Annotated in this window: 22 protein-coding genes; 12 read left to right on the top strand and 10 right to left on the bottom strand. The window is 60.2% G+C overall.

Annotated elements, in window-relative coordinates; genetic code table 11:
• Positions 1-17 precede the first annotated feature (17 nt).
• Positions 18-578: an NADPH-dependent FMN reductase gene (locus D882_RS0111600; RefSeq protein WP_027923395.1), complete on the bottom strand. Its 561-nt coding sequence runs from the start codon at positions 576-578 to the stop codon at positions 18-20.
• Between the two features lie 176 nt (positions 579-754).
• Here D882_RS0111600 and D882_RS0111595 point away from each other — a divergent pair, with 176 nt between their 5' ends.
• On the top strand, positions 755-1,015 hold the full coding sequence (locus D882_RS0111595) for a hypothetical protein (protein WP_027923394.1): 261 nt from the start codon (positions 755-757) through the stop codon (positions 1,013-1,015).
• Between the two features lie 88 nt (positions 1,016-1,103).
• Positions 1,104-1,997, top strand: coding sequence for a LysR family transcriptional regulator (locus D882_RS0111590; protein WP_027923393.1), 894 nt, complete (start codon positions 1,104-1,106; stop codon positions 1,995-1,997).
• Here D882_RS0111590 and D882_RS0111585 read toward each other — a convergent pair.
• The 5 genes from D882_RS0111585 to D882_RS0111565 all read right to left on the bottom strand — a co-directional run bounded on the left by D882_RS0111585 (position 1,963) and on the right by D882_RS0111565 (position 7,222).
• Positions 1,963-2,577 carry a GNAT family N-acetyltransferase gene (locus D882_RS0111585; protein ID WP_027923392.1) on the bottom strand — a complete coding sequence of 205 codons (615 nt, stop codon included), beginning with the start codon at positions 2,575-2,577 and terminating at the stop codon, positions 1,963-1,965. The two genes, D882_RS0111590 and D882_RS0111585, sit on opposite strands and share 35 nt — an antisense overlap.
• A gap of 14 nt (positions 2,578-2,591) precedes the next feature.
• Complete coding sequence (locus D882_RS0111580; RefSeq protein WP_027923391.1) at positions 2,592-4,847, bottom strand: Orn/Lys/Arg decarboxylase N-terminal domain-containing protein; 2,256 nt, start codon at positions 4,845-4,847, stop codon at positions 2,592-2,594.
• A 156-nt stretch (positions 4,848-5,003) separates the two neighbouring features.
• The gene (gene dnaQ / locus D882_RS0111575; protein ID WP_027923390.1) at positions 5,004-5,762 is read right to left on the bottom strand and encodes a DNA polymerase III subunit epsilon; all 759 of its coding nucleotides are present in this window, start codon (positions 5,760-5,762) and stop codon (positions 5,004-5,006) included.
• A gap of 158 nt (positions 5,763-5,920) precedes the next feature.
• Entirely contained in the window at positions 5,921-6,373 is a 453-nt protein-coding gene (rnhA, locus tag D882_RS0111570) for a ribonuclease HI (RefSeq protein ID WP_008028618.1), read from the bottom strand.
• Between the two features lie 90 nt (positions 6,374-6,463).
• Complete coding sequence (locus tag D882_RS0111565) at positions 6,464-7,222, bottom strand: methyltransferase domain-containing protein (RefSeq protein WP_027923389.1); 759 nt, start codon at positions 7,220-7,222, stop codon at positions 6,464-6,466.
• Positions 7,223-7,287: 65 nt separating this feature from the next.
• Between D882_RS0111565 and gloB the strand changes: the two genes are divergently transcribed.
• The 8 genes from gloB to fabI all read left to right on the top strand — a co-directional run bounded on the left by gloB (position 7,288) and on the right by fabI (position 17,992).
• Positions 7,288-8,055 (top strand): hydroxyacylglutathione hydrolase, encoded by a 768-nt coding sequence (gene gloB, locus D882_RS0111560; protein ID WP_027923388.1) that lies wholly within the window; start codon positions 7,288-7,290, stop codon positions 8,053-8,055.
• Positions 8,056-8,154: 99 nt separating this feature from the next.
• Positions 8,155-9,600 carry a transglycosylase SLT domain-containing protein gene (locus D882_RS0111555; RefSeq protein WP_027923387.1) on the top strand — a complete coding sequence of 482 codons (1,446 nt, stop codon included), beginning with the start codon at positions 8,155-8,157 and terminating at the stop codon, positions 9,598-9,600.
• Positions 9,601-9,794: 194 nt separating this feature from the next.
• On the top strand, positions 9,795-11,627 hold the full coding sequence (locus D882_RS0111550; protein ID WP_027923386.1) for an extracellular solute-binding protein: 1,833 nt from the start codon (positions 9,795-9,797) through the stop codon (positions 11,625-11,627).
• Positions 11,624-13,465 (top strand): extracellular solute-binding protein, encoded by a 1,842-nt coding sequence (locus D882_RS0111545; protein WP_027923385.1) that lies wholly within the window; start codon positions 11,624-11,626, stop codon positions 13,463-13,465. Before D882_RS0111550 ends, D882_RS0111545 begins: the two co-directional genes overlap by 4 nt.
• A 4-nt stretch (positions 13,466-13,469) precedes the next feature.
• Complete coding sequence (locus tag D882_RS0111540; protein WP_027923384.1) at positions 13,470-14,543, top strand: microcin C ABC transporter permease YejB; 1,074 nt, start codon at positions 13,470-13,472, stop codon at positions 14,541-14,543.
• A 1-nt stretch (position 14,544) separates the two neighbouring features.
• Entirely contained in the window at positions 14,545-15,564 is a 1,020-nt protein-coding gene (locus tag D882_RS0111535; RefSeq protein WP_027923383.1) for an ABC transporter permease, read from the top strand.
• A gap of 1 nt (position 15,565) precedes the next feature.
• Positions 15,566-17,173: an ABC transporter ATP-binding protein gene (locus tag D882_RS0111530; RefSeq protein WP_027923382.1), complete on the top strand. Its 1,608-nt coding sequence runs from the start codon at positions 15,566-15,568 to the stop codon at positions 17,171-17,173.
• A 24-nt stretch (positions 17,174-17,197) separates the two neighbouring features.
• Positions 17,198-17,992, top strand: a complete 795-nt coding sequence (gene fabI, locus D882_RS0111525; RefSeq protein WP_027923381.1) for an enoyl-ACP reductase FabI — start codon at positions 17,198-17,200, stop codon at positions 17,990-17,992.
• A gap of 162 nt (positions 17,993-18,154) precedes the next feature.
• On the opposite strand, the gene D882_RS0111520 is transcribed toward fabI, so the two are convergent.
• On the bottom strand, positions 18,155-19,021 hold the full coding sequence (locus D882_RS0111520; RefSeq protein ID WP_027923380.1) for a LysR family transcriptional regulator: 867 nt from the start codon (positions 19,019-19,021) through the stop codon (positions 18,155-18,157).
• 114 nt (positions 19,022-19,135) lie between these two features.
• On the opposite strand from D882_RS0111520, the gene D882_RS0111515 reads away from it, so the two are divergent.
• Together D882_RS0111515 and D882_RS0111510 are read left to right on the top strand one after the other, a co-directional pair.
• The gene (locus D882_RS0111515; RefSeq protein WP_027923379.1) at positions 19,136-19,561 is read left to right on the top strand and encodes a VOC family protein; all 426 of its coding nucleotides are present in this window, start codon (positions 19,136-19,138) and stop codon (positions 19,559-19,561) included.
• Complete coding sequence (locus tag D882_RS0111510) at positions 19,558-20,835, top strand: amidase (RefSeq protein WP_027923378.1); 1,278 nt, start codon at positions 19,558-19,560, stop codon at positions 20,833-20,835. The genes D882_RS0111515 and D882_RS0111510 overlap by 4 nt, the downstream gene beginning before the upstream one ends.
• Here D882_RS0111510 and D882_RS0111505 read toward each other — a convergent pair.
• From D882_RS0111505 to D882_RS0111495, 3 genes are all read right to left on the bottom strand, one after another.
• Positions 20,826-21,431 carry a GGDEF domain-containing protein gene (locus D882_RS0111505; RefSeq protein WP_027923377.1) on the bottom strand — a complete coding sequence of 202 codons (606 nt, stop codon included), beginning with the start codon at positions 21,429-21,431 and terminating at the stop codon, positions 20,826-20,828. The genes D882_RS0111510 and D882_RS0111505 overlap by 10 nt on opposite strands.
• A 74-nt stretch (positions 21,432-21,505) precedes the next feature.
• A complete protein-coding gene (locus tag D882_RS0111500; protein ID WP_027923376.1) occupies positions 21,506-22,084 on the bottom strand; it encodes a hypothetical protein in 579 nt (192 codons plus the stop codon).
• Between the two features lies 1 nt (position 22,085).
• The gene (locus D882_RS0111495; RefSeq protein WP_027923375.1) at positions 22,086-24,254 is read right to left on the bottom strand and encodes a xanthine dehydrogenase family protein molybdopterin-binding subunit; all 2,169 of its coding nucleotides are present in this window, start codon (positions 24,252-24,254) and stop codon (positions 22,086-22,088) included.
• Positions 24,255-24,264 lie beyond the last annotated feature (10 nt).

Genomic DNA, 24,264 nt, shown 5'->3' with positions numbered 1-24,264 from the left:
AGGGGAGAACGGTGTTTTCAGACTTTTTTGTGTTGTTCGACCCATTTGCCATAGGCATTGATGAAGCTCTGCAGGAACGGCTTCACCGACTCGGACAATTTACCCGCCTCGTCAAACGCCGAACCCGCCCCGCCCAGATAGGCTTCCGGCTGCTGCATACACGGCACATCCAGAAACACCATGGACTGGCGCAAGTGGTGGTTGGCACCAAATCCACCGACTGCGCCGGGTGAAACACTGATCACCCCACCCGGTTTTCCGCTCCAGGCGCTCTGGCCATAGGGCCGCGATCCCACGTCGATGGCATTCTTCAACGGCGCGGGTACCGAGCGGTTGTATTCCGGGGTGACGAACAGCACTGCGTCGGATGAACGTACTTGTTGCCGGAAAGTGCTGTAGGCTGCCGGCGGTGAAGCACCATCAATGTCTTCGTTGTAGAGCGGCAAGTCGCCGATTTCGACGATTTGTAGCTTGAGATTGGCCGGTGCGAGGTCAGCCAGGGCCAATGCTACCTTGCGATTGATCGATGCCTTTCTCAAGCTGCCGACCACGACGGCGATCGTATAGACGTTACTCATGGAAGATGTCTCGACTGTCCGATGGAGAGAACTTGTAGGTATAGATGACGAATCACCCAGCGGGCTCTGAATTTCACCGCCCCTGACTATTTTTTTCTTGTAGGAAAACTTACTTCGCCCAACCACGGTCTACAGAACCGAAAATTGAGTGAATTATCTCCAGAGGTTCTAAACAGATGGCAGCAGTACTTGTCAGTCAGTTCCATGCAAGAGATGCGGAAGGCCGCGTTTATTCCGTGCATGAGTTCGAGGAATCCACCCCGTCGGCGGACGGCCTCGGCGGCTCGGAGCCTGTCACCACCTACAAACTGGCCATTGGCGATCGCGTCAGGAAACTCGATGACAACCAGTTTGTGCTGGTTCAATCGGACGTGACCATCGTGCGTGAACCCAACAAATTCGTCGGTAGCGTGCCGGACGCCAACGTCGCTTCATAACCCCGCGTTATGAGCAGAAGTCATATGCGCGCACTTGAGTTAGGATTCAGTCACTGATTCCCTCACCTGCTGAACATGGACTTCACGCATGCGTTTACGCCATATCGAAGTGATCCACGCGCTTGTGCAGACCGGTCACCTGGGCACCGCCGCCGAATGGCTGCAGTTGCCGGTGACCGAGGTTGAAGGCATTTTGCGCGAGGCCGAGGGTCAGTTGGGTTTCATGCTGTTCTCCAGCGTGCGCGGGCGCTTGCAGGCGACCCGCGAAGCGCGGGAGCTAGAGGCACAAATCGCCCACATCTATGAAGCGCTGGAGCCTGTTCAACGCCTGGCCGCCAGCCTCAAGCAGTATCAGGCACCGCCCCTGCGCATCATCTGCACTCCGCCGCTCGCCCAACACTTGTTGCCCCAGAGCATCGCCACGCTGCGCCGTCGCCTGCCCGATGCGCCTTGCAGCCTGCTGAGCCAACCAACCCGCGAAATCATAAAATCCCTGTTGTTGCGCGAAAGCGATTTGGGGTTGAGCCTGCACGATCCCGATCACGCCGACATCCATTGCCAGGTGATTGCCCAAGGCAAGCTCCAGCTGTTGGCGCCCCATGGCTGGCTGCAACCCAAGCAGAAATACATTTCATTGCAGGATCTGGCGGGCCAGTCGATGGTCGGCCTCGAAGGCCACGATCCGCTGAGCCGTGCCCTGGAGAACAAATTGCAGGCGTTGCGTCCAGCCCCGGTTGTGCATATCCGAGTGCAGACGCATCAGATGATGCGCAGCATGGTCGAGGCCGGTGAGGGCCTGGCGATTGTCGACCCGTTTACCGCACTGGGCGCCAAAACCAGTGGACTGGATGTGTGTCCGCTGGCCCCGGCGGTGCCAGTCAGCCTCTACGCCCTGACCCTGAAAAACGGCGAGCCAGCCGCCGCCATTCAGACCCTGCTGGACATTGTCACGGAACAAGCCGCGGCGATGCTGGCGAACTGATCGGGTGTTCCAGCGCATTATCGAACAAGCGATACCAGAACAGCGCCACTTCGGCAGTGTTCGGATCGATTCCGCGATAGCGCAGATGATCCATCCCGCCAATCACGTAACCACAACGCTCATAGAGCCGGCAGGCGCCGAGGTTGTTGTTTTGGGTTTCGAGCATGATGCCCGGCAGTTTTTTCTTGCGACTCCAGAACTGAGCCACGTCCAGCAAGGCTTTGGCCACCCCGTGGTGCCGCGCCGGTGCATGCACCGCCAGCTCGTCGATATGGGCAAAGCCATTCCAATTGGTGCTGACCACCAGATGACCGACCGGCTCATCGTCGAGGTAAGCCATGAAAATCGCACTGTCGGCGGCATCGCGAAAGCTGCTGAATTCTTCCGGGTCGATGCCGTAGCACTTTCGATAAGGGGTGATCGGCGTAATCAACCACTGTTCGACTGGTTTGCCGATTTCGGCAGCACCATAGGCGGCAACTTCAAAACTGAAATCACTGCCCCAGATATAGGCCGCAAAGCCGTCATCGGCGACACGCACCGACAGGCCGGGGTACTTGGGATTAATGACAGGTTGCATACTGGGAAAGGTCCTCATTCCTTGATGCAATCGACGGTGTAGTGCCGTCCATTGCCCTCGTCTTCGTGTTGCAATCCATGCACATCGACGACGAATCCTGGGAAACTGCTATCAAACGTCCTTGCAAATGAAAGATAGTCGATGATTGACCGGGTCGACTCGGTGAACCGCTCACCCGGCATGATCAGCGGAATGCCTGGCGGATACGGAACCAGCATCACCGCAGCGATCCGCCCGTCCAGGGCATCGATCGACACCGCCTCTACCTCGCCCCGTACCAGATGATCATAGGCGTCAGCGGGCTTCATGACGATTTCCGGCAGCACGGTGTACATGCGCTTGAGGTGTTTGGCCGTGGCATTGCTGCGATAACAGGCGTGCAGTTGATCGCACAAATCGCGCAGGCCCATGCCTTGATAGCGCCCGACACTCTGTTGTGCCACACAGGGCAGGCAATTGGCCAGGCTGACGTTAGCGTCGTAGCTGCGCTTGAACTCCAGCAGCTCGGTCAACAGCGTGCTCCATTTGCCTTTGGTGATGCCCATGGAAAACAACACCAGGAACGAATACAGCCCGGTCTTCTCGACCACCAGCCCGCGCTCCCAGAGAAATTTGCTGACCACTGCCGCCGGAATCCCGCGCTCGCTGAGCGCACCGCCCGCGGTTAGCCCGGGCATGACCAAGGTGACTTTGATCGGATCGAGCAACACGTAATCGTCGGTGACACCGCCAAAGCCGTGCCAGTCGGCATCGGGCTGCAAGAGCCAGTCTTCGGTGACCACGCGGTCGATGCCTTCCACCGACGGCGGCTGCCAGATGGAAAACCACCAGTCATCCGCCGCGATGTGTTGCCGCAGGTTAGCCAGGGCGCGACGAAAGCTCAGGGCCTCGTCGAACATTTCCTGCAACAGCGAACGCCCGGCCGGGCCTTCCATCATCGCCGAGGCCACGTCCAGCGAGGCAATGATGCTGTACTGCGGCGAGGTGGAGATGTGCATCATGAACGCTTCATTGAAACGGTCGCGGTCCAGTTGCCGCGCCCCACCGTCCTGAACATGAATCATCGAGGCCTGGCTGAATGCGGCCAGCAACTTGTGCGTGGAATGCGTGGTGAACACCAGCGGGCTATCTTCGCTGCGCGAGGTGCCCATGCCGTAGCGTCCGGCGAAGAACTCGTGAAACGCCGCGTAGGCGTACCAGGCCTCGTCGAAATGCAACACCTCGACACTGTTGCCGAGGTTCTGCTTGATCAACTCGGCGTTATAGCAGAGGCCGTCGTAGGTCGAGTTGGTGATCACCGCCAGTTTGACCTTGGGCGCCCGGCCCTTGGTCAGCGGACTGGCGTCGATTTTGGCCTGGATTGATTCGCGGCTGAATTCGCTCAATGGAATCGGGCCGATGATCCCCAGTTCATTGCGTTCCGGGCACAGGTACAACGGGATCGCGCCGGTCATGATGATCGAATGCAACACCGACTTGTGGCAGTTGCGATCCACCAGCACCAGGTCATCGCGCGCAACCATGGAATGCCAGACGATTTTATTGGCGGTCGAGGTGCCATTGATCACGAAAAAGGTGTGATCGGCGCCGAAATTGCGCGCAGCGCGTGCTTCCGCCTCGGCCAGCGGACCGGTGTGATCGAGTAGAGAGCCCAGTTCGGGCACCGACACCGACAAATCCGAACGCAGGGTGTTCTCCCCGAAAAACTGGTGAAACGCTTGCCCTACCGGGCTCTTGTGATACGCCACGCCACCGCCGTGGCCCGGGGTGTGCCAGGAATAATTGGAGTCGGCGGTGTGTTGCACCAGTGCCTTGAAAAACGGTGGCAACAAACCGTCCAGGTACTTGCGCGCAGCCCGGGCCACTTGCCGGGCCAGGAACGGCACGGTGTCTTCGAACAGGTAAAGAATCCCGCGCAGTTGATTGAGCTCGGCCATGGCATCGGCCGGCGCGTTTTCCAGCGTCACTTGTTCGCCGAGGGCAAAAATCGGCAGGTCCGGCGCCCGCACTCGCGCCAGGCCAATCAGTTCGGCCATGTTCTGCAACAAATGCGAGTGGGTGCTGGGGTCTTCGGCGGCAATCAACATGCAGGAGAGGCCGTGATGGGTCGACGCGACTAGCCGCCCTTCGGCGTAATCCACCGCCGAAACGATGCTGAAGCCTTCCTGTTCCAGCTCCCGGGCGATGCCCCGCACGCGATCACCGGCGACGGTGTCGGCCTTGATGTCGCGGTGGACAATCAGGACCGGGAATTTCAAATCTTTATACATGGGGCTCAGTGTCCTGAGGCGGCAGACCGTGGCCTGCCAATACCCTCAGGGTAGAGGGTTGAGGCAAATGTGGCGAGTGGCGATGCCCCAAACTGGGTCACCGGCAGCCCAAACACGCCCCGTAGCAGCTGACGAGCACCGCGAGGCTGCTACAAATCAGGCCTGGGCCTTGGCGTCCGCCAGTTGCTGCCACAGTGACGGGGCACCGGCGGCTTTCGCAATGGCTTCAAGACGTGCGACATGCTGGGCCAGGTCATCTTCGCTGGCGCGGATGATTCGGGCGCGTGGGCGGTCGGCTGGCAAGCGGCGGATTTCGGTGGCGGAGTTGTCCGCGCCTTCGCCGGAGCCATTACCGTCTGACGCATTACCGGCCAGCGACAGGCTGGTCTGGCCACCGGTCATGGTCAGGTAAACGTCGGCAAGGATCTCGGAGTCGAGCAACGCGCCGTGCAGTTCACGGCCCGAGTTGTCGACGCCATACCGTTTGCACAAGGCGTCGAGGCTGTTGCGCTGCCCAGGGTGACGTTCCCGGGCCATCATCAGGGTATCGAGGATCGAGCAGTGTTGTGTGATGTCCGCACGCTCGTGCTGGCCCATCAGGGCGAATTCGTTGTTGATGAAACCAACGTCGAACGCCGCGTTATGGATGATCAGCTGCGCGCCTTTGATGAACTCGAAAAACTCATCGGCCACTTCGGTGAAACGCGGCTTGCCCACCAGGAATTCGTTGGTGATGCCGTGGACGCCAATGGCGCCTTCGTCACTCTCGCGATCCGGCTGCAGGTAAACGTGAAAATGCCGACCGGTCAGGCGCCGACCGATCAACTCGACACAACCGATTTCGATAATCCGGTGGCCGTCTGTCACCGGCATGCCGGTGGTTTCGGTATCGAGTACAACGGATCTGGTGGCCATCAGTGCTCAGCTCTCAACGGGTCAATCGTGCAAAAGCGGCGATGTTAACACGCTCGCCCAGGTCTTTCAGAGACACCGCGTTTTGCCTATCGCGAGCAAGCTCGCTCCTGCAGGGATTGATCGTTCCCACGCGGAACAAGGGAACGATCAGGGTAGATTTATGCCTGTTTGTAGCCGCGCACTTCATCCACGCCCCGGTTGGCCAACTGGTCAGCCCGCTCGTTACCGTGGTGACCGATGTGCCCACGCACCCATTTCCAGGTGACGTTGTGGCGATTGACCTGCTCATCCAGCAGCTTCCACAAATCAGCATTTTTAACCGGCTCTTTCGCCGCTGTTTTCCAGCCGCGCTTCTTCCAGTTGTCCATCCATTCGTTGATGCCTTTCATCACGTACTGTGAGTCGGTCACCAGCAGCACGTCGCAGGAGCGCTTGAGCTCTTCGAGGCCACGAATCGCACCCATCAGTTCCATGCGGTTGTTGGTGGTATTGGCTTCGCCGCCCCACAGTTCCTTTTCAACGCCTTTGCACACCAGCAGTGCGCCCCAGCCGCCAGGGCCCGGGTTGCCTTTGCAGGCGCCGTCGGTGAAGAGTTCTACGCTATCGCTCATGCCAATCTATCCAGAAAATGCGGTGGCTCGCCGATTCGTGATCGACGATGCCCGAGGCCGGGACTGACCCGGCCGGGAAAATAAAAGGTATTACGGGTCGATGCGACGGCGATTGACCTTGGCCATCGGCAAGGGAATCAGCTTGCCCATCGGTTCGCGTCGTTCCTGACGCAGTGGACGCAAACCCACGACAATCTTGCGCGCCACCAACAAATAGAAGCCGCCGCCCGACAGTTGCCAGTCACCGGCCTTGCGCTCCCAACCGGCCAGACGAGCTTGCCAGGCGGGTGACGCAAGCGGCGGACGATAGCACCCGAAGCGGCGTTTCTCCAGCGCGAAACCCAGCAGGTTCAACCAGTCGGCGACGCGTGACGGCGAGATGCAGCGCGCCTTGCGCAGGGCGTCATGGGCGAACACATGGCGCAGGCCCCAACTGCTCCAGGGGTTGATGCCAATGATCAGCAAATGCCCGCCGGGCCGCACGCTGCTCGCCGCTTCGCGCAGCAAACCGTGGGGCGACAGGCAGAAATCCAGCCCATGCTGCAACACCACGACGTCAGCGGCGTGCTCGCTCAACGGCCAGGCTTGCTCTTCACACACGATCTCGACACCGGGCAACGGCGCACCGAGGCGCACATTGCGCTGCACTTGCGGAGCAGACGGTGGCGTTTGGGCCGACGGACCGTAATGCACCAGGTAACCGCCGAAGAAACGCCCCAACTCGTCTTCGAGCATGCGTCGTTCTTCGTCCAGCAAAAATTGCCCGATAGGGCCGGACAGCCATTCACGGGCCGCGCTGATCAATGTCAGCCACTCGGGATCAGCCTGAGCGAACGCTTTATCGGTCATTGCATTCTCCAACGCGCCAGGAAGTTCTAAGATGCGCCATTGTTTTCCGCTTGGCGAATCCGACGATGATACAGATCAGTGCCCTGCCCGCCTTCACCGACAACTACATCTGGTTGTTACAAGACCACCGCACCCAGCGCTGCGCCGTGGTCGATCCGGGCGATGCCGCGCCCGTGCAGGCCTGGCTTGCGGCGCATCCGGGTTGGGTATTGAGCGATATTCTGATCACTCATCACCACCATGACCACGTCGGTGGCGTCGAGCAGCTGAAAAAAGCGTCAGACGCGACCGTCTACGGCCCCGCCAGCGAATCCATCCCGGCGCGGGACGTCGCGCTCAAGGACAACGACCGGGTCAGCGTGCTCGGCTGGGACTTCGACGTGTACGCCGTCCCCGGCCATACCCTGGGGCACATTGCCTACTACCACCATGGCTTGCTGTTCTGCGGTGACACCCTGTTTGCCGCCGGTTGTGGCCGTTTGTTCGAAGGCACGCCGGAACAGATGCACACCTCGCTGGCACGCCTGGCTGCATTGCCCGAAGATACGCTGGTGTATTGCACCCACGAATACACCCTGAGCAACCTCAAGTTTGCCGCAGCGGTCGAGCCAGAAAACCCCGACACCGCCGAGCGCCTCGCCAAAGTGACCCAACAACGCGCAGCCGGAATCATGACCCTGCCGTCGACCCTGGCCCTGGAAAAGCTCACCAACCCGTTTTTAAGGGTTGATGAAACATCTGTTAAAGAAAAAGTGGACGAACGGAATGGTCCCGATAACCGGGCTCCGAGTGCGGTTTTTGCTGCGTTGCGGGCTTGGAAAGATACGTTCTAGGCCGTCATGCTATTGCAATGAAAATTCTGAATGGTTGACCGCAGGGGGTACCCTTTCTAGAATCGGCCGACATTTTTGCCCGGAACTTACTTCCAGCCAATGTCGTCATCTATTCGTAAAGCCATCAATTCAGACGCATTGACCCGCTTGGCTCAAGCCATCGCGGTGGCTGTGTCCGCCACTCTGGCGGGCTGTTCCAGCCATGTGCCGCAGACCGACGCGGCACATACCCCGAATTTCGCCGCTCGCGCCAAACAGAAACCGATCTGGCTCAGCGAAAAACCCTCGCCGCAAGTACCGCAGGACGTCTGGGAGCGCATGCGCCAGGGCTTCCAGTTGCAGGACGGCCTGGGCGTCAACCCGCGTATCGAGCAACAGCGACTGTGGTTCGCCAGTAACCCGTCGTTCCTTGAAAACGCCGGCGAGCGCGGCAGCCTCTACATTCACTACATCATCGAACGCCTTGAAGAACGCAACATGCCGCTGGAACTGGCGCTGCTGCCAGTGATTGAAAGCGCCTACAACCCGATGGCCTATTCCCGGGCCGACGCGGTGGGTCTTTGGCAATTCATCCCTTCCACCGGGCGTTACTACAACCTGCGCCAGACCCGTGCCTATGATGGCCGACGCGACATTACCGCCTCGACCACCGCGGCCATGGATTACCTGACCCGCCTGCACGACATGTTCAACGGTGACTGGCTGCTCGCCCTCGCCGCCTATAACGCCGGTGAAGGCACCGTCAGCCGGGCCATCGAGCGCAACGAAAGGCTCGGCCTGCCGACCGATTACTGGAACCTGCCGCTGCCAGCGGAAACCCAGGCTTACGTGCCGAAGCTGCTGGCCTTGTCGCAAGTGGTCCTGTCGCCCGAAGCCTATGGTGTGAACCTCAGCCCGATCGCCAACGAACCGTACTTCCAGGTCGTCGAAATCAACCAGCGCATGGACCTGTCCAAGGTTGCCGAGGTTGCCAACATCGACGAAGACGAACTGTTCCAGCTCAATCCGGCGTTCAAACAGCGCACCACGCTCGATGGTCCCCAGCACTTGCTGGTGCCAACGTCCAAGGCGCAGTTGCTGACCACCAGCCTGTCGACCATGCGTCCGGAAGAATTGATCAGCAAGAAGCCTCGCAAACCGGTCTTTGAAGGCGCAGACGATGTTCAACTCGCCAGCGTCAAGCGCACCACTTACCGGGTCAAACGCGGCGACAACCTCGGCACGATCGCCAAGGCCAATAAAGTCGACGTCGAAGACTTGCAACGCTGGAACAAGTTGACGGGCAAGCACCTCAAGACGGGGCAGACCCTGGTGATGCAGGACACGACCAAGCGCAGCAACGGTCGCGTCAACACGGTCGTCGCCGCCAACAGCAAAGCCGACAAAAAGAAGCCGCAGACCCAATACAAGGTCCAGCAAGGCGATTCGCTGTACATCGTCGCCAAGCGCTTCAACGTCGAGATGCAGCACCTCAAGCGCTGGAACCCGCGTGTTGGCCAGGCGTTGAAGCCTGGGCAGATGCTGGTGGTGTCTTCGCCACGCTAAAAAGAGCCCCTGAATTCAGGGGCTCTTTTTCGCCTGAAGGTTTTCACTATGCCCTGTAGCCGCTGGCTTCGCCAGCTGCCACATGGGCCCGCAAGTTCAATTAACCCTGCATTAACCCCCTGTCTTTTTCCTGTCGATACAAGCTGTTACTGTACGGGCCACAATGCCCAAGCCGCCTGGATCGGATCTCTGACTTGAAGCGTCCCCTCCTCCTGCTCCTGATCAGCCTGGCCTTCAGCTCCCCCGCAAGCGCGACGATCAGCGAAAGCCACGGTTATGCGCAGTTCGGCACGCTCAAGTACCCGGCCCGATTTACCCACTTCGACTGGGTCAACCCGCAAGCGCCCAAGGGCGGTACGTTGCGGGTGATGGCGTTTGGCACCTTCGATACGCTCAATCCTTATACCTTCAAGGGCTCAAGCCCGGTTTCCACCCCCAACTTCCTGCAGTACGGCATCAACGAGCTCAATGAGCCACTGATGGTCGGCACCGGCCAGTACGCACCGTCCGGCGACGAACCGACCTCCAGTTATGGCCTGATCGCGCAATCGGTGGAATACAGCGAGGACCGCAGTTGGGTGGTGTTCAACCTGCGGCCCGAAGCGCGGTTCCACGATGGTTCGCCGATCACCGCTTACGACGTCGCGTTCTCCTACCGCTTGTTGCTCAAGGAGGGTCATCCGCAGTACCGCACCAGCCTTCAGGAAGTCGCGCGGGTCGACATCCTTAACCCGCAACGCATTCGTTTTGTGTTCAAGCGCGCCGGCAACCCATTGCAGATCCTGCGCCTCGGCGAATTACCGGTCCTGTCGCAACATTACTGGAAAGGTCGCGACTTCAAGGCCACCACCTTCGAGCCGCCTCTGGGCAGCGGGCCGTATCGCATCACATCAGTAACGCCCGGACGGCAGATCGTTTTCGAACGGGTCAAGGATTACTGGGGCAAGGACCTGGCGGTCAATCGCGGCAAGTACAACTTCGATCGCATGGAAGTCGAGTTCTACCGCGACAGCGACGTCGCCTTCGAAGCGTTCAAGGCCGGCGAGTTCGACGTTTACATCGAGCATCAGGCGAAGAACTGGGACAACGGCTACAACTTCCCGGCCGTGCGCCGCGGCGACGTGATCAAGGCGCAGATTCCGCATCAGATCCCGACCCAGAGTCAGGGCCTGTTCATGAACACCCGACGCCCGACTTTCGCCGAGACCAAAGTCCGCGAAGCCCTGGGGTTGATGTTCGATTTCGAGTGGACCAACCGCACGCTGTTCAGCGGCGCCTACAAGCGCGCGATGAGTTACTACCCCAACAGTGAATTCGAAGCCACCGGGCTCCCGGTCGGGCACGAATGGCTGATGCTCAAGCCCTATCGCGAGCAGTTACCCGCCAAGCTCTTCACCGAGCCGTTCAGCCTGCCGCACACTGACGGTCGCGGCATCCCCCGGGAAACCCTGCGCAAAGCCCTTGGGCTGCTCGCTGAGGCCGGCTGGAAGCTCAATGGCCAGCGATTGCAGAATGCCGTCGGGCAACCCCTGCGATTCGAGATCCTGCTGGTCAACCCGAACCTGGAGCGCATCCTCCAGCCCTACGTCGAAAACCTCGCGAGCATTGGCATCGACGCACGACTGCGCACCGTTGACCGCGCCCAGTACAAACAGCGCCTCGATCAGTTCGACTTCGACATGATCTTGATGACCCTCAACCAGACCCTAAGTCCGGGTCTGGAGCAATGGCAGTATTTCCATTCGAGCCAGGTCGGGGTCAAGGGCAGTAAAAACTACGCCGGCATCGCCAACCCGGTGGTCGATCACTTGCTCGAACAACTGCTCGCCGCCCAGAGCCGCGACGAACAAGTCGCCGCCGGCAAAGCCCTTGACCGCGTGCTGCTGTGGCAGCACTACATCATTCCCAACTGGTACCTCAATTATCATCGCCTGGCCTACCGCAACCGGTTCGCCTTTGTGACCACGCCGCCCTACACCCTGGGCCTGAGCGCGTGGTGGCTGAAGTCTTCGGAGAAAGATCAATGAAACCCGTACGCACCCTGCTGTTGCAGGCCAGCGGACTGCTGTTCGCCGGGCTGGCCTGCGCCGCCCCGCAACACGCGGTGACCCTCTACAACGAGCCGCCGAAGTACCCGGCCGACTTCAAGCATTTCGACTACGTGAACCCGGATGCACCCAAGGGCGGGATCTTTCGCCAGGCCGGTTTCGGGGGCTTCGACAGCCTCAACCCGTTTATCAGCAAGGGCGTGCCGGCCGACGATATCGGCATGATCTACGACACCCTCGCCCGGCAAGGTTTGGACGAACCGTTCACCGAATATGGCCTGGTGGCCGGCAAGATCGAGAAAGCCCCGGACAACAGTTGGGTGCGTTTCTACCTGCGCCCTGAAGCGCGCTTCCACGACGGCCATCCGATTCGCGCCGAAGACGTGGTGTTCAGCTTCCAGATGCTGACCAAGGACGGCGCCCCGCTGTATCGCGGTTACTACAACGACGTCGAGGAAGCGGTCGCCGAAGACCCGCTCACCGTGCTGTTCAAGTTCAAGCACTCCAACAACCGAGAGCTGCCGCTGATCCTCGGCCAGTTGCCGGTATTGCCCAAACACTGGTGGGCCAACCGCGATTTCAACAAGGGCAACCTGGAAATGCCGTTGGGCAGCGGCCCGTACAAAGTCAGCGAAGTGAAGGCTGGACGCTCGATTCGCTATGAGCGGGTCAAGGATTACTGGGGCAAGGACTTGCCGGTCAATCGCGGGTTCTACAACTTCGATGTGATGACCACCGATTACTACCGCGACAACACCGTGGCGCTCGAAGCACTCAAGGCCGGGCAGTTCGATTACTGGCTGGAGATGACTGCGAAGAACTGGGCCAACGCCTACAACGTTCCGGCCGTTACCGAAGGCCGGCTGATCAAGGAACAGATCCCCAACGGCAACCCCACCGGCATGCAGGGTTTCGTGTTCAACCTGCGTCGCCCGGTGTTCCAGGACGTGCGCGTGCGCCAGGCCCTGACCTTGTTGCTGGACTTTGAATGGACCAACAAACAGTTGTTCAACAGCGCCTACGCGCGCACCCGCAGCTATTTCGAGAACTCGGAAATGGCCGCCACCGGCCTGCCGGATGCCGATCAACTGGCGATCCTCGATCCGTTTCGCGGCAAGATCCCCGAGCAAGTGTTCAGCGAAGCCTTCGAGAACCCGACGACTGACGGCAGCGGCATGATTCGCGACCACCAGCGCCAGGCCTATCACCTGCTGCAAGAGGCCGGCTGGCGGATCGTCGACGACAAAATGGTCGACGCCACCGGCAAACCGGTGACCATCGAGTTCCTGCTGGCCCAGACCGAATTCGAGCGCGTGCTGCTGCCGTTCAAGCGCAACCTCAGCGACCTCGGGATCGACCTGGTGATCCGCCGCGTCGACGTCTCGCAGTACATCAACCGCGTGCGCTCACGGGACTTCGACATGATCGTCGGCAGCTTCCCGCAGTCCAGTTCACCCGGCAACGAACAGCGTGAATTCTGGATGTCGGCCGCCGCTGACAAACCCGGCAGCCGCAACTCCATGGGCCTCAAGGACCCGGTGGTGGACCAATTGGTCGAGCAACTGATCAACGCCGATTCACGCAAAAGTCTGGTGGCCCATGCCCGCGCACTGGACCGCGTGCTGCAATGGGGTTATTACGTGATCCCCAACTGGCACATCAAGACGTGGCGCGTGGCGTACTGGAACCACATCGGTCATCCGAAAATCTCCCCCAAGTACGATATCGGCATCAACACCTGGTGGGTCAAGCCAGACGCGACGCCGGCGATAGAAGTCGAAACCAAACTGCAAGCCGACCCTGCGGGCACGGAGTAATCAGATGCTGGCGTATATTTTTCGGCGACTGCTGCTGATCATTCCGACCTTGTTCGGCATCTTGCTGATCAACTTCGTGATCATCCAGGCTGCGCCCGGCGGGCCGGTGGAGCAGATGATCGCCAAGCTCGAAGGCTTTGAAGGCGCCACCAGCCGCATTGCCGGTGGCGGTGCCGAAGTGTCGGTGGCCGGTTCCGCCTATCGCGGCGCGCAGGGCCTGGACCCCGCCTTGGTGAAAGAAATCGAGCACATGTACGGCTTCGACAAATCGGCGCCGGAACGCTTGTGGATCATGGTGAAGAACTATGCGTCGCTGGACTTCGGCGACAGCTTCTTTCGCGATGCCAAGGTGATCGACCTGATCAAGGAAAAGATGCCGGTATCGATCTCCCTCGGGTTGTGGAGCACGCTGATCATGTACCTGGTGTCGATCCCGCTGGGGATCGCCAAGGCGACGCGGCACGGCAGCCACTTCGATGTCTGGACCAGTTCGGCGATCATCGTCGGCTATGCGATTCCGGCGTTCCTGTTTGCGATCCTGCTGATCGTGGTGTTCGCCGGCGGCAGCTATTTCGACTGGTTCCCGTTGCGTGGGCTGACCTCGAATAATTTTGCCGAACTGAGCATGGGCGGCAAGATCCTCGACTACTTCTGGCACCTGGCCTTGCCCGTGACGGCGCTGGTGATCGGCAACTTCGCGACCATGACCCTGCTGACCAAAAACAGCTTCCTCGACGAGATCAACAAGCAGTACGTGGTCACCGCCAAGGCCAAGGGTCTGACCCGCCATCGCGTGCTGTACGGCCATGTATTCCGCAACGCCATGTTGCTGGTGATCGCCGGATTCCCGTCGGCATTCATCGGGATTTTCTTTACCGGCTCGTTGCTGGTGGAAGTGATTTTCTCCCTCGACGGCCTCGGGCTGATGAGTTTTGAAGCGGCGATCAATCGCGATTACCCGGTGGTGTTCGGCACGCTGTTTATCTTCACCTTGCTCGGCCTGGTGGTGAAACTGATCGGCGACCTCACCTACACCTTTGTCGATCCGCGCATCGACTTCGAAAGCCGGGAGCATTGAGATGAACCTGTCCCCGCTCAATCGACGTCGCTTCGAACTGTTCAAGGCCAACAAGCGTGGCTGGTGGTCGCTGTGGCTGTTTCTGCTGCTGTTCGGCCTGAGCCTCGGCGCCGAGCTGATCGCCAACGACAAACCGCTGGTGGTGCATTACGACAACGGCTGGTACTTCCCGGCGCTCAAGCGCTACCCGGAAACCGCCTTCGGCGGCGAATTCCCGCTGGAAGCCAACTACAAGAGCCCGTACATCCGCGAACTGCTCAAGGCCAAGGACGCCTGGGTGCTGTGGGCGCCGATTCCGTTCAGCTATCAAAGCATCAACTACGACCTGAAAGTCCCGGCCCCGGCGCCGCCGTCGACGGATAACCTGCTGGGCACCGACGATCAGGGGCGCGATGTGTTGGCGCGGGTGATCTACGGTTTCCGCATTTCGGTGTTGTTCGCCCTCACCCTGACCATTCTCAGTTCGATCATCGGCGTGATTGCCGGGGCCTTGCAGGGCTTTTATGGCGGCTGGGTGGATCTCGCCGGGCAACGCTTCCTGGAAATCTGGTCCGGGTTGCCGGTGCTGTATCTGCTGATCATCCTCGCCAGTTTCGTGCAGCCAAACTTCTGGTGGTTGCTGGGGATCATGCTGCTGTTTTCGTGGATGAGCCTGGTGGATGTGGTGCGCGCCGAGTTCCTGCGCGGGCGCAACCTCGAATACGTGCGCGCGGCGCGGGCGCTGGGGATGCAGAACGGCGCGATCATGTTCCGCCACATCCTGCCCAACGCCATGGTCTCGACCATGACCTTCATGCCATTCATCCTGACCGGCGCCATCGGCACCCTGACCGCGCTGGATTTCCTCGGCTTCGGCTTGCCGCCCGGCGCGCCGTCGCTGGGCGAGCTGGTGGCCCAAGGCAAATCCAACCTGCAAGCCCCATGGCTCGGCATCAGCGCGTTTGCGGTGCTGGCATTGATGTTGAGTTTGCTGGTGTTTATCGGCGAGTCCGCTCGCGATGCCTTCGACCCGAGGAAGTGAAATGAATCAGGACAATCTGATCGAAGTGCGCGACCTGTCCGTCGAGTTTGGTATCGGCGAGCGTGCTCAGCGCGTGGTCGAAGGTGTGAGCTTTGACATCCGCCGCGGCGAAACCCTGGCGCTGGTCGGTGAAAGCGGTTCCGGCAAGTCGGTCACGGCCCACTCGATCCTGCGGCTGCTGCCCTACCCGATCGCGCGGCACCCGACCGGCACCATCGAGTACGCCGGAAAAAACCTGCTGAACATGGGAGAGAAGTCCATCCGCCACATCCGCGGCAACCGGATCGCGATGATCTTCCAGGAGCCGATGACGTCGCTCAACCCGCTGCATTCCATCGAAAAGCAGATCAACGAGGTGCTGGGCATCCACAAGGGCCTGATCGGCAAAGTGGCGACCAAGCGCACCCTGGAACTGCTGGAGATGGTCGGGATTCCCGAGCCGGAAAAACGCCTGAAAGCCCTGCCCCACGAATTGTCCGGTGGCCAGCGCCAGCGGGTGATGATCGCCATGGCCTTGGCCAATGAGCCGGAATTGCTGATCGCCGACGAGCCGACCACCGCGCTGGACGTGACCGTTCAGCTGAAAATCCTCGAATTGCTCAAGGAATTACAGGCCCGTCTGGGCATGGCACTGCTGCTGATCAGCCACGATTTGAACCTTGTGCGAAGAATTGCACATCGCGTATGTGTCATGCAGCGCGGTTGCATCGTCGAACAGGCATCGTGCGAAGAGTTGTTCCGCGCGCCGCAGCATCCGTACACTCGGTTACTGCTGGCAGCGGAGCCCAGCGGCACGCCGGCGACCAATGTTATCGGGCCGCCATTGCTGCAAGTCGAGGACTTGAAAGTCTGGTTCCCGATCAAGAAAGGCCTGCTGAAAAAGACCGTTGACCACATCAAAGCGGTGGACGGGATCAATTTCAGCCTGCCTCAGGGGCAGACCTTGGGGATCGTGGGTGAAAGCGGTTCGGGCAAATCGACGCTCGGCCTGGCGATTTTGCGGTTGATCGGCAGCAAAGGCACGATCCGTTTTGAAGGCAAGCAGCTAGACTGCCTGACGCAGAACGAAGTTCGACCGTTGCGCCGCGAGATGCAGGTGGTGTTTCAGGACCCGTTCGGCAGCCTGAGCCCGCGGATGTGCGTGAGCCAGATCGTTGGCGAAGGCCTGCGGATCCACAAGATGGGCACCGAGGCAGAGCAGGAACAGGCGATTATTGCGGCATTGAAGGAGGTAGGTCTGGATCCGGAAACCCGGCACCGCTACCCCCACGAATTTTCCGGCGGGCAACGGCAGAGAATCGCCATTGCCCGGGCATTAGTGCTAAAACCGGCGTTGATTTTGCTGGACGAGCCGACGTCGGCCCTCGACCGCACCGTCCAACGCCAAGTGGTGGAGCTGCTGCGTTCACTGCAAACCAAGTACAACCTGACGTATTTGTTTATCAGCCATGACCTGGCTGTCGTCAAAGCGCTGAGCCACCAGCTGATGGTGGTCAAGCATGGCCAAGTGGTCGAACAGGGAGACGCGCAAAGTATCTTTGCCGCCCCCCAACATCCGTATACACAGCAGTTGCTGGAAGCCGCTTTCCTGGCACCAGCCACTGCGTAATAACCTGAAAGAGAGGAGCAACACATGGGTTTTCTCGCCGGTAAGCGCGTACTGATCGTCGGTGTCGCCAGCAAGCTGTCCATCGCATCCGGCATCGCTGCCGCCATGCATCGCGAGGGCGCTGAGCTTGCCTTCACTTATCAGAACGACAAACTCAAGGGTCGTGTCGAAGAGTTCGCCCAGAGCTGGGGTTCCAACCCTGACCTGTGCTTCCCGTGCGACGTGGCCAGCGATGAAGAAATCGCCAAGGTCTTCGTTGAACTGGGCAAGAAGTGGGACGGCCTGGATTGCATCGTGCACTCCGTCGGCTTCGCTCCGGGCGACCAACTGGACGGCGACTTCACCGAAGCCACCACCCGTGAAGGTTTCCGCATCGCTCACGACATCAGCGCCTACAGCTTTGTGGCCTTGGCCAAAGCCGGCCGCGAAATGATGAAAGGCCGCAATGGCAGCCTGCTGACCCTGTCGTACCTGGGCGCCGAGCGCACCATGCCGAACTACAACGTCATGGGCATGGCCAAGGCTTCGCTGGAAGCTGGCGTACGTTACCTGGCCGGTTCCCTGGGCCCGGACGGCACCCGCGTCAACTGCGTATCGGCTGGCCCGATCCGCACCCTCGCCGCTTCCGGCATCAAGAACTTCCGCAAGATGCTGGCTGCCAACGAAGCGCAAACCCCGCTGCGTCGCAACGTCACCATCGACGAAGTCGGCAATGCCGGCGCCTTCCTGTGCTCGGACCTGGCGTCCGGCATCAGCGGCGAAATCATGTACGTAGACGGCGGCTTCAACACCACCGCCATGGGCAACATCGAAGAGTGATCTTCGGTTAGTCGTGAAAAACCCGCCGATCTGGCGGGTTTTTTTTGCCTGCGATTCCAGAAACCATGCGATCCCACTGTAGGAGTGAGCCTGCTCGCGATAGCGGTGTATCAGTCGACATCTGTTTTGAATGTTAGGCCGCTATCGCGAGCAGGCTCACTCCTACACGGGATTTGTGTTTAGGCACTGGGCGAACAGTTGCTGGATCGGCTGCGTACGCTGGCTATAACGCTGCAGCAGCACGATCTCCCGATAAAACGTCAACTCACCCAACGGAATGATCCTGACCTTCGCCCCATACTCCAGCCACAATCCCGCTTCCGGCAGCAGCGACACGCCCAACCCACACTCAACCATTTTCACAATGGCTTCCAGTTCATCCAGCTCCAGCGCCACGTGCACGTCAATCTGCTGTTCACGCAGAAACCGTGTCACCAGACGTCCGCCGAACGAGTTGCGGTCATAACGCACATGCGGATGACTGGCGAGGATGTGTAATGGGTCATCGCCCTCAAGGTCCATCGGAACGATCAGCACGAACGGTTCCCGGCGAATCACCTGCGCCGACAACTCCTTGGGCAGCTCAAAGGGTGGCTTGATCAAAATGGCCAGGTCCACCTCACTGGTGTCCACCTGACTCAACAGATTCAGCGACACGCCCGGCACCAGTTTCGGCTCCAGCAGCGGTGCCTGCTGCCTCAAGCGCAACAACGCCTGGGGCAACAACCCGGTCTGAGCCGTGGCCACAGCACCAATCTTCAACTCGCCTCGGTATTCACTGACGTCATCACTGACTGCCATGCGGCTGAACGTTTCCAGCATCTCCCTGGCCATCGGCAACGCCCGTTGCCCCGCCGCATTAAGAATCGCCTGGCGCCCCGTACGGTCGAACAACCGGATACCCAGCGCCTGCTCCAGATTGCGCATTTGCGCGCTGACCGCCGACTGCGTGAGGCCAATGTGCATCCCGGCCGCCGCAAAGGTGCCGTACCGCGTCACGGCAATGAACGTCTTGAGTTCGCGCAGCATGATCGCCCCTGATTGATCGAAATAATTTGAGCTCGACGCAAAAACTATCGTCTTTTAATCAAAAAGCACAGCGCTAAACTCAGCGTCACACAACGACCATCCGAGGCTTGATCGATGCAATTGTCCCCTTTCCACTTGGCGATCCCGGTGTATGACCTGACCGCCGCGCGAAATTTTTACGGTGAGGTATTTGGCCTGGAAGAGGGTCGTTCCAGCGATCACTGGGTCGATTTCAACTTTTTCAGCCATCAACTGGTGATTCACCTCGCGCCGAAAAACGCTTCTCAGGAAGCCGCGCACACCAATGCCGTGGACGGCCATAACGTGCCTGTCCCGCATTTCGGCGTGGTCTTGAGCATGAATGAATGGGAAGCGCTGGCGCAGCGGCTGACCGCGCTGGGCACGGCGTTCGTGATCGAACCGGGCATTCGCTTTCAGGGCCTGGTGGGCGAACAAGCCACCATGTTCCTCTTCGACCCTTGCGGGAATGCGCTGGAGTTCAAGGCGTTCAAGGACATCAGTCAGTTGTTTGCCAAATGACCCGCCTCGCCCCGGACGCCACGCGTCTCAGCGAGTCGGTGATCAACGGTGAGACGACTCCTCTCGCCATTGCAGAATCGATGATCGAGCACATTCTTGCGCAGGAACCGGATATTCAGGCCTTCGTCTCGTTCGACGCCCGACAGGTACGCGCCGATGCCGCGCAGAACAAGGGTCAAGGGCTGCTGGCCGGCGTGCCCGTGGGCATCAAGGACATCTTCGACACCGCTGAGTACCCCACGCAATTTCACTCACCCATTTATACCGGCCATCAACCGTCCCGGGATGCCCACGTCGTTACACTGCTGCGCCAGGCCGGCGCGCTGATCATGGGCAAGACCCACACCACCGAGTTTGCCTATATGCAGACCGGTCCAACCCGCAACCCCCATGACCTCGCTCGCACGCCAGGCAGTTCCAGCGCGGGTTCGGCTGCAGGGATGGCTGCGGGTTTCTTTGCATTGGCGCTGGGCACCCAGACCGCTGGCTCATTGCTCAAGCCGGCGTCCTACTGCGGCCTCTTTGCCTTCAAGCCGTCGCTGGGACTGGTGTCGCTGGAAGGGGTAAAACCGCTGGCGCCGAGCTTCGACACCGTGGGTTGGTATGGTCGATCGGTGCGCGATCTGCAGTTGGTGGCGCGAGTGCTGATCCCTGGTTTCGTCGTACCTGACGTCGAGCGGCGTCCACTGCGATTGGGTTTCTGCCGCACATCACGCTGGGATCAAGTGGACCGGCAAGTGGCTCAAGCTCTGGAACAGGCTGCGGATCAGCTAAGAAACGCCGGTCATCAAGTGAGCGACGTCCGGCTACCCGATGAATTTGCCGGGGTGTTCGACGACCATCAGCTGATCAATGACTGCGAAGGCGCCCGTTCGCTGGCAAAGGAATTTCAACGGCATCGGACTCAATTGAGCCCTTCGACATTGGCCATGTTCGAGCGAGCGGCGGCGACAAGCTGGGAACAGGAGTCAGCTGCCAAGGCACGTCTGGCCCGACTTGCACCAGTTTTGGAAGAGCATTGCCAACCCTTCGACGCCATGCTCGGCGCCTCCTGCGGGATGGTCGCGCCTGTCGGCCTTGAAAGTACCGGACCGTCAGACTTCATCAAGTTCTGGGGAGCGTTTGGCTGGCCGCAGATCAACCTTCCCTTGAATCGCGTCGAAGGTCGTCTACCGATCGGGTTACAGCTGATCGGACGGTTCAGAGACGATGGTCACTTATTGCGTACCGCCGAGCACGTAGCCGCGGACTTGCAAAGTATCGCTCAACCCTGAATTGACAGCGATTTTCCAGCGCGCATGGCCTCATCGACCACAGCCAGCAGTTCTTCCGCGCACTGATGCAACTGCTGCTCACATTCGATCTGTCCGAGACTGAAGTGCAGGTCAGAACGGCGATGCACCGTGGCGTTACGCTCAGCGAGTATTTCTTCGAGTCGCGCCCGGATAGCGGCGATATCCACAATGCTTGAACCCAGCAGCAAGGCAACGAATTTGTCGCTGCCGAGCCGGCCGACCACATCGCTTTCGCGAAACGCGATTCGCAGCACATCCGCGAAGGTTTTCAGCGCACGGTCGCCCTCGGCGCGGCCATACAGATAGTTGATGTGCTTGAGCTCATCGAGCTTGAAATGCAACAGCGTCGTCGGTTTGTCCAGTTGCTGGCAGGCGTCCAGCCCCTGTTGGGCCAATACGGTGAAACCGTGGCGGTTGGGCAGCAGCGTCAACTCATCCATGCTCGCCATCTGCACGCCCATCAGCTCTTGCTCAGCCTTGTGGGCCAGGTCGCGCAGTAATTGACGCTCCTGTTGTGGCGAACGCAATGGATCAGCGCGAACGCCGTTTTTCACCGGTTTGCCTGGGATCAACATGACTCACTCCAGTGGCGGGTATGGTCTTTAGAGTCGGCCATACCTGCATTGACTCCCTGTTAACGGACCGCCGGTCAGCTACCCAGCACCGGACAAGGGCCACCCGCCTCGGCCCACAGCTTGAATTGCGTGACAAAAATGTCGTGCGGCACCGGCACCGGCGCCCTGCCCTCACCAGGATTCCAGCCCCACAGCACCAGTTTGTCGTCGCTGACGTGTTTGATCAGTGCAGCGAAATCACGGTCGCCATTGCTGGCGCGGTCCTTGATCATCGCGCACAGTTTGTCCGCCGGCAGGCCGATCCAGGCCATCTTGTGCGACGCGGGCGGCAGGCTCCAGTGCGGCGCGCCCGGTGGCGCGTGCGGCCCGTAACTGGCCGGCGGATTGGCCTCGGCGTGACAGGTTGCACAGGGCAGTCCGGCCGCGCCCTTGCCGTCCATCCCGCGCACCACGTTCATGGCATGCGAGGTTCCGGCATCGAACTGCAACGGCGAATCCCCCGGAATGTGGCAGTTCTGGCAACGCGGACTTTGAAAGACTTTCTGCACCGTATCGAATGCCTTGATCGCTTCCTTGTCGTCCGCAAACAGGTCTTCGGCGTAGCCCGCCAGACCAATCAACAGCACCGCGCCCAACATCAGATGTCGTTTCATGTCACACCCCCGACAGTTGCAGCGGCAGCTCGCGCAAGCGCTGCCCGGTCAGGGCAAACACTGCGTTGGCGACGGCCGGTGCGGTGGGTGGAACGCCGGCCTCACCGATGCCGCCGGACCGTTCGGTACTGGGCACGATATGCACCTCCACCACCGGCATTTCGTTGAGCCGCAACACCTGATAATCGTGGTAATTGGATTGCACCACCTGTCCGTCCTTGAAGGTCAGTTTGCTGTGCAAGGCGAAGCCGAGGCCGAAGGTGATGCAGGATTCCATTTGCGCCGCGATGCTCATCGGGTTGACCGCAATCCCGCAGTCCACCGCGCACACCACCCGGTGCACCCGGATTTTGAGGTTGTCCTGGGACACTTCGGCGACGTGCGCCACGTAGCTGCCGAACGACTCGTGCACCGCGACGCCCAAGGCGTGGCCGTCCGGCAACGGCGCGGTCCAGTTGGCTTTTTCGACCGCCAGATTGAGCACGCCCAAGTGCCTTGGATGGTTCTTGAGCAAGGTTCGTCGGTATTCCACCGGATCCTTGCCGGCCGCCTCGGCCAGCTCATCGATCAACGATTCCATGACGAACGCCGTGTGGCTGTGCCCGACCGAGCGCAGCCACAACACACTGATACCGGTTTTCGGCGAGTGCAGCTCAACCTCGTGATTGGCCAGGTCTTCCAGATAAGGGCTGTCGGCGACACCTTCCACCGAAGTCTTGTCGACCCCATCCTTGACCATGGTCGCCGCAAACGCAGTACCGTCCATGATCGACTGCCCGACCATCACGTGTTTCCAGGCAATCGGCATACCGCCGGCATCCAGGCCGATATTGGCCTGATGCAGGAACATCGAGCGGTAGTAACCGCCGCGAATGTCGTCCTCGCGCGACCACACGGTTTTCACCGGCACGCCCGCCGCTTTGGCAACCTGCACGGCTTCGGCGACAAAATCCGAGGTCGGATTGGCCCGGCGACCGAAGCCGCCACCGAGGAATTCGGTGTGGATTTCCACCTGTTCGGGTTTGAGCCCGGTGATCTTGCCCGCGATCATTTGATCCAGTGTCTGAAACTGCGTACCGGTCCAGATTTCGCACTTGTCCTCGGAGATTTTCACCGTGCAATTGAGCGGCTCCATCGGCGCATGGGCCAGGTACGGCACGCTGTATTCAACGTCGATCTTCTTCGTTGCTTTGCCCAGTGCCGCCGTTGCATCGCCTGCCTTGCTCGCCGAACGACCGGGCGTGGCAGCCAGTTTGCGGAAACTCTCCAGCAGCTTCTGGCTGTCGAGCCCGGTGTTCGGCCCCAGGTCCCAGTCGACTTTCAGCGCATCGCGTCCCAGCTTCGCGGCCCAGTAATGATCGGCAATTACCGCCACGCCCGTGGGCACCTGCACCACTTTATGCACGCCCGGTACCGCCAGCGCTTCTGCGCCTTCGAAGGATTTGACGCTGCCGCCGAACACCGGCGAGCGGGCGACCATGGCGGTCATCAAGCCGTCGAACTGCACGTCCATGCCGAACGTGGCCCGCCCGGTGATTTTCTCCGGCGTGTCCAGGCGCTTGGTGGGTTTACCGATGACCTTCCAGTCCTTGGCCTCTTTTAATTTGATGGAGGCCGGATCCGGCACCGGCAACTTGCCGGCGTCGTCGGCCAGTTCGCCGTAGGTGGCGCGCTTGTCACCGGCAATGACCACACCCGACTCGGTACGGATCTGCGAAGGCGCAACGTCGAAGCGCTTGGCCGCCGCTTGGATCAGCATCAAACGCGCCGCTGCACCGGCCTGCCGGTAGCGGTCAAACTCCATCCAGGTCGACGTCGAGCCGCCAGTGATCTGCATGCCACCAAACCCGGCCAAACCGTAATCAGCGGCCGAGGCTGGTGAATGCTCGACGCGAATGGTCGTCCAGTCGGCGTCCAGCTCCTCGGCGATCAACATGGTCAGGCCGGTCCAGATGCCCTGGCCCATTTCCGAATGGCCGAGCAGTACGGTGACGCTGTTGTCGTTGCCAATGCGCAGGAAAGCATTGGGTGCAAAAATGGTGCCCTCATTCTCCGCGCCCACGGCGAAACGATGGGCGCCGGGGATGACGAACGCCACCACCAGCCCACCCCCCAACAAAACACTGCCCTTGAGAAAACGGCGACGTGAGACATCCAGGATACTGTTCATCGTTCTGATT

Source organism: Pseudomonas sp. URMO17WK12:I12 (assembly GCF_000514395.1).
In the GTDB taxonomy this organism is placed as follows: domain Bacteria; phylum Pseudomonadota; class Gammaproteobacteria; order Pseudomonadales; family Pseudomonadaceae; genus Aquipseudomonas; species Aquipseudomonas mucoides.
Note: the sequence above shows the minus strand (reverse complement) of the source record. Positions and strands in the feature narration are given on the sequence as shown.

Coding starts and splice junctions, on each gene's coding strand:
- D882_RS0111600 (WP_027923395.1), bottom strand. CDS start 578: ATGAGTAACGTCTATACGATCGCCGTCGTGGTCGGCAGCTTGAGAAAG.
- D882_RS0111595 (WP_027923394.1), top strand. CDS start 755: ATGGCAGCAGTACTTGTCAGTCAGTTCCATGCAAGAGATGCGGAAGGC.
- D882_RS0111590 (WP_027923393.1), top strand. CDS start 1,104: ATGCGTTTACGCCATATCGAAGTGATCCACGCGCTTGTGCAGACCGGT.
- D882_RS0111585 (WP_027923392.1), bottom strand. CDS start 2,577: ATGCAACCTGTCATTAATCCCAAGTACCCCGGCCTGTCGGTGCGTGTC.
- D882_RS0111580 (WP_027923391.1), bottom strand. CDS start 4,847: ATGTATAAAGATTTGAAATTCCCGGTCCTGATTGTCCACCGCGACATC.
- dnaQ (WP_027923390.1), bottom strand. CDS start 5,762: ATGGCCACCAGATCCGTTGTACTCGATACCGAAACCACCGGCATGCCG.
- rnhA (WP_008028618.1), bottom strand. CDS start 6,373: ATGAGCGATAGCGTAGAACTCTTCACCGACGGCGCCTGCAAAGGCAAC.
- D882_RS0111565 (WP_027923389.1), bottom strand. CDS start 7,222: ATGACCGATAAAGCGTTCGCTCAGGCTGATCCCGAGTGGCTGACATTG.
- gloB (WP_027923388.1), top strand. CDS start 7,288: ATGATACAGATCAGTGCCCTGCCCGCCTTCACCGACAACTACATCTGG.
- D882_RS0111555 (WP_027923387.1), top strand. CDS start 8,155: ATGTCGTCATCTATTCGTAAAGCCATCAATTCAGACGCATTGACCCGC.
- D882_RS0111545 (WP_027923385.1), top strand. CDS start 11,624: ATGAAACCCGTACGCACCCTGCTGTTGCAGGCCAGCGGACTGCTGTTC.
- D882_RS0111540 (WP_027923384.1), top strand. CDS start 13,470: ATGCTGGCGTATATTTTTCGGCGACTGCTGCTGATCATTCCGACCTTG.
- D882_RS0111535 (WP_027923383.1), top strand. CDS start 14,545: ATGAACCTGTCCCCGCTCAATCGACGTCGCTTCGAACTGTTCAAGGCC.
- D882_RS0111530 (WP_027923382.1), top strand. CDS start 15,566: ATGAATCAGGACAATCTGATCGAAGTGCGCGACCTGTCCGTCGAGTTT.
- fabI (WP_027923381.1), top strand. CDS start 17,198: ATGGGTTTTCTCGCCGGTAAGCGCGTACTGATCGTCGGTGTCGCCAGC.
- D882_RS0111520 (WP_027923380.1), bottom strand. CDS start 19,021: ATGCTGCGCGAACTCAAGACGTTCATTGCCGTGACGCGGTACGGCACC.
- D882_RS0111515 (WP_027923379.1), top strand. CDS start 19,136: ATGCAATTGTCCCCTTTCCACTTGGCGATCCCGGTGTATGACCTGACC.
- D882_RS0111510 (WP_027923378.1), top strand. CDS start 19,558: ATGACCCGCCTCGCCCCGGACGCCACGCGTCTCAGCGAGTCGGTGATC.
- D882_RS0111505 (WP_027923377.1), bottom strand. CDS start 21,431: ATGTTGATCCCAGGCAAACCGGTGAAAAACGGCGTTCGCGCTGATCCA.
- D882_RS0111500 (WP_027923376.1), bottom strand. CDS start 22,084: ATGAAACGACATCTGATGTTGGGCGCGGTGCTGTTGATTGGTCTGGCG.
- D882_RS0111495 (WP_027923375.1), bottom strand. CDS start 24,254: ATGAACAGTATCCTGGATGTCTCACGTCGCCGTTTTCTCAAGGGCAGT.